This is a genomic window from Kitasatospora sp. NPDC088346 (genome assembly GCF_044740765.1).
Taxonomy (GTDB): domain Bacteria; phylum Actinomycetota; class Actinomycetes; order Streptomycetales; family Streptomycetaceae; genus Kitasatospora.
Map to the genome: position 1 here is coordinate 1 of NZ_JBIURH010000134.1, position 3,776 is coordinate 3,776.

Annotated in this window: 3 protein-coding genes and 1 pseudogene; 3 read left to right on the plus strand and 1 reads right to left on the minus strand. The window is 70.2% G+C overall.

What is annotated here, in order from left to right; translation table 11 throughout:
- Positions 1-86 precede the first annotated feature (86 nt).
- The 3 genes and pseudogenes from ACIOFR_RS41870 to ACIOFR_RS41880 form a co-directional block, all read left to right on the plus strand.
- Positions 87-536: a TnsA-like heteromeric transposase endonuclease subunit gene (locus ACIOFR_RS41870; RefSeq protein WP_401006037.1), complete on the plus strand. Its 450-nt coding sequence runs from the start codon at positions 87-89 to the stop codon at positions 534-536.
- Positions 533-1,573 carry a hypothetical protein gene (locus ACIOFR_RS41875; RefSeq protein ID WP_401006034.1) on the plus strand — a complete coding sequence of 347 codons (1,041 nt, stop codon included), beginning with the start codon at positions 533-535 and terminating at the stop codon, positions 1,571-1,573. The genes ACIOFR_RS41870 and ACIOFR_RS41875 overlap by 4 nt, the downstream gene beginning before the upstream one ends.
- 326 nt (positions 1,574-1,899) lie before the next feature.
- Positions 1,900-2,259, plus strand: a pseudogene (locus tag ACIOFR_RS41880) (ATP/GTP-binding protein); the annotation flags it as partial.
- Positions 2,260-2,927: 668 nt separating this feature from the next.
- Here ACIOFR_RS41880 and ACIOFR_RS41885 read toward each other — a convergent pair.
- A complete protein-coding gene (locus ACIOFR_RS41885; protein WP_401006035.1) occupies positions 2,928-3,278 on the minus strand; it encodes a hypothetical protein in 351 nt (116 codons plus the stop codon).
- Between the last annotated feature and the right edge of the window lie 498 nt (positions 3,279-3,776).

Sequence of the window (3,776 nt, forward strand, 5' to 3'; positions counted from 1 at the left end):
CGACGGCGTGGATCAACGACCCCGCCAAGCGCCGCGAGCCCGCACCACAAACCTCATAGCCTCACGACCGTCTCACTGGACTTGAAATCTTCCGCGACGGGCAGCGACAGCGCCGACACGCTCCGGACTACTTCGTGCGGCTGGCCGACGGCCGGGGCCGGGTGGTGGACGTGAGGGCCGACGACCGGATCGAACGGGCGGACGCCGAGGCGTTCGCCGCGACGGAACGAGCCTGCCGGGCGGTGGGCTGGGACTTCGTCCGGGTCGGCGAGCCGGAGCCGGTGTTGATGGAGAACGTGCGCTGGCTGTCGCGTTACCGCCGGCGCCGGTGCGCCGATCCGGAGATCGCCGCGCGGCTGCTCGACGTGTTCGCGGTCGGGAGGCCGCTTCGGGCCGGGGCAGCGCGGGCGGGCGATCCGCTGATAGTGCTGCCTGTGCTGTTCCACCTGCTGTGGCACGGCGACCTGGCCGCGGACCTGGAGAGCGCGCCGCTGTCGTCGACCACGTCGGTCGTCGCCAGGAGGCGGGCGCGATGAGCGGGATGCGGCGGCCGGCCCGGATCGTGGTCGGCGCGTGGGTGCGCTTCGCCGGGCAGGTTCGGGCGATCGTGGGCGTCACTGCGAAGTCGGCGACGCTGTCGGACGCCGACGGCGGCCGGGTCGAGGTGCCGATCGGCGAGCTGACGGTCGACCCCGACTTCGCCGTGGTCGACCTGCCGGTCCGCACGCCGCTGCCGGCGCAGTCCCGGCTGGAGACGTTCCCGCCGCAGGCGGTCGAGAAGGCTCTGTGGTGGGAAGACCACATCCTCGAAGTCCTGCACGGCTACCGCCCGGACGCCGTCCCGGACACTGCGCCGCGCCCGGGCTACGGGCTGGGGACATCGTTGACGGCCCGGCAGCGAGCGAAGGCCGCCGAGCTGACGGCGGCCGGCCACGAGGTGTCGGCCAGCGCGATCGCCAACCTGCGGCGCAAGTACCAGGCCGACGGCGTGCTCGGCCTGGTCGACCGCCGCGCCGCCCCCAGGACCCCGGAGTTCACAGCGGTCGATGCGCGAGTGGTCGCGGCGATGCGCACGGCGATCAGCGAGGGCGTCGACGCCTCCACCCGCACCGGCTCCTACCTGATCTGGCGAACCGGGGAGATCCTGCGCCAGACGCCCGAGACCCAGGGCATCGAGCTGCCCTCGCGGAACACGCCCTACCGGCTGCTGGCGAAGCTCACCCGCGGCACCCACACCTTCGGCGCCGCAAGCACCCGCCGCTCCCGGGCCCACGGCGCGAAGACCCCGTTCGGCGAGCTGGCGGCGTTCGCGCCGGGCGAGGTGATGCAGATCGACTCCACGCCGATGGACGTGATGGTCCTGCTGGACGACGGCGTCCCGGGCCGGATCGAGCTGACCGCGATGATCGACGTGGCGACGCGCACCTCACCGCGGCGGTGCTGCGGCCGACCACCAAGGCGGTCGACGCGAGCGTGCTGCTGGCCCGCACCGTCACCCCGGAGCCGCAGCGGCCGGGCTGGGCGGAGGCCCTGCGGATGTCGCGCTCGGTGCTGCCGCACCGCCGACTGCTGAGCCTGGACAAGCGCCTGGAGCACGCCGCGGCCCGGCCGGTGATCGTCCCGGAGATGATCGTCTGCGACCACGGGAAGGCGTTCATCTCCCGCAACTTCAAGTCGTCCTGCCGGTTCCTGGAGATCGACTTCCAGCCCGCGCACAAGGGCTCCGGCTTCGAGAAGGGCCACATCGAGAAGATGCTGGCCTCGATCGCATCGCTGTTCGTCCAGTTCCTGCCCGGACACCTGGGCCGCAGCACCGACCACCGCGGCCGCCACCCCGAGCGCGACCGGCTCTGGTCGCTGCTGGAACTCCAGGAGCTGCTGGACGAGTGGATCGTCGCCGACATCGAGCGCACCAACCTGCTGTCCGGCACCCGCGGCGCGCAGATCGCCGGCCGCTTCACCCTCCTGCCCACCCGGCCCTTCCCCTACGGCGAAGAGTGGACCGGCCTTGTCGCCACCCTGGAAGAGCACCTTCTGCTCCACAACCACCAGCCTGGCACGCTCGTCGCCCTCGACCGCCATCTCCATCACCGCACCAGCGGCATGATCGGCGCCCTGTCCCACCAGATCCGCGGCGCCGCCATCGATGCCATCCTCACCGGCGCCGAGAAGATCACCAAGGACGGCCTGGACGCCATCCCGCTCGACCACGCCGCCCAGACCCTTTCCCGTACCGCACCCTCCGGCGGCCGCCGTTGAACGACCTCAGCGCCGGACCGCCGCTGCGGCCCCTTCCTGTCCGCGTTCATCCCCGGCTCGGCGAAGGCACCGACAACTACCTGCGCAGGCTCGCACGGGCCAACCACCTCAAGCCCAGCTACCTCAACAACGTGACCACCCGAAGTCCAACTCCGGCAAGCCCGACATCGTCCTCCTCGCCCAACTCGCCGGACGCCGACCGGCCGATCTGCAGCGCGCGCTCGTTGACGCACCCGGCCGACCCCTGCCCGAGCGGCGCGGCCCCGCACCGCGGTCCGAGCCCCGGGGAGACGACTTCCGACCCGCGGTCGACCTGCTGTTCGCAGCCTCAGACCTACGCAAGGGCCTTCCCTGGCGGCTCGTCGCCCGGCGATACGGACTACGTCCCACGGAGCTTCGCACAGCCGTCCAGCAGCAACCATCCCGCCGCCTGGCCCGCACCATCCCGAACAATGACACCCAGCGCCGCCGCATCCGGGCCCTGGCCGGGGCAGGCCGATCGACCGCGCAGATCTGGGCGCGAATGATGGACGACCACGACACGCCGCTCTCCTACAACGCCATCAACACCTTCCTCTCCCGGACGGGACGATCCGCCCGTCGCTGAAAGCGACGTGCGGGTCCGCCCGGATCGCGCTGGGCAAACGATGGCGGTGGTATACAGGCGATCAACTCGGGGCGGCGGGGCTCGAAGCGCTGGCGTGTCGCAGCAGGTACAGGTTCCCGATGTCGGGATCATCGAAGAGGAAGAACAGTTCCAGACTCCCGCGGGCATCGCGACGGACATGGAAGCGCCACGTGTACGTCAGGGGCGCCGCGACCGACTTCTGCGCCGGCGGCGAGACCTCCCGCGCATCGACCCCGGTCCGGGTGGTCATGGTGACGAGAACGTTCTGCCCGCTGGCCCGGTCGGTCAACTCCCACTTGCCGGTGCCGGAAAGTCGCCAGCCGTCGTCGAAATCGAATTCAACGCCATCAAGTCGCTCAACGAGAGCTGTCCCGTCCTGGTTGAGCGTCAACCGAGTCTGCTCCGCGCCCTCCCAGAGACCGGTTGCCTCAGCCGCGGCCACGTCATGGAGTCCAGGTCCTTCGCCGTCGTACTGGGCAGGTCCAGCGCACGCGCACAGCACGCACAACATGACCGCCACACCTCCGACGGCCCACCTTTGTGACCGTGTCCGCGCCACAGCAAGCCCTCCCGATCGCGGTCGCATGGTTGCCGATGCAGGCACACCTTGGGTGTACACACCCTGCCAGGAATATTGAACATGTTCAACTTTGACCCGGATGGCCAGTCGGGCGCCTCGGATGACGTAGGCCCGGGCGATCAAAATCGTTGAGAGCGTGGTGGTGAAGCGATTGGCGTTCGGCTATCTCGGGTGGGTGATGCCTCGCACACAGGTGCTGGTGGCGCGGTGGGCTTGAAAGAGCGGGCTCCTCGGTAGAGACGTGGTTGTCGAGACCCGGCTCGTTCAAGGAGACCCGCTGCGCACTCAGTTGACCACTTCCAATGCCGC

Excerpts from the sequence above, each read along its gene's own strand:
- ACIOFR_RS41875 (WP_401006034.1), top strand. The coding sequence starts at position 533 with ATGAGCGGGATGCGGCGGCCGGCCCGGATCGTGGTCGGCGCGTGGGTG.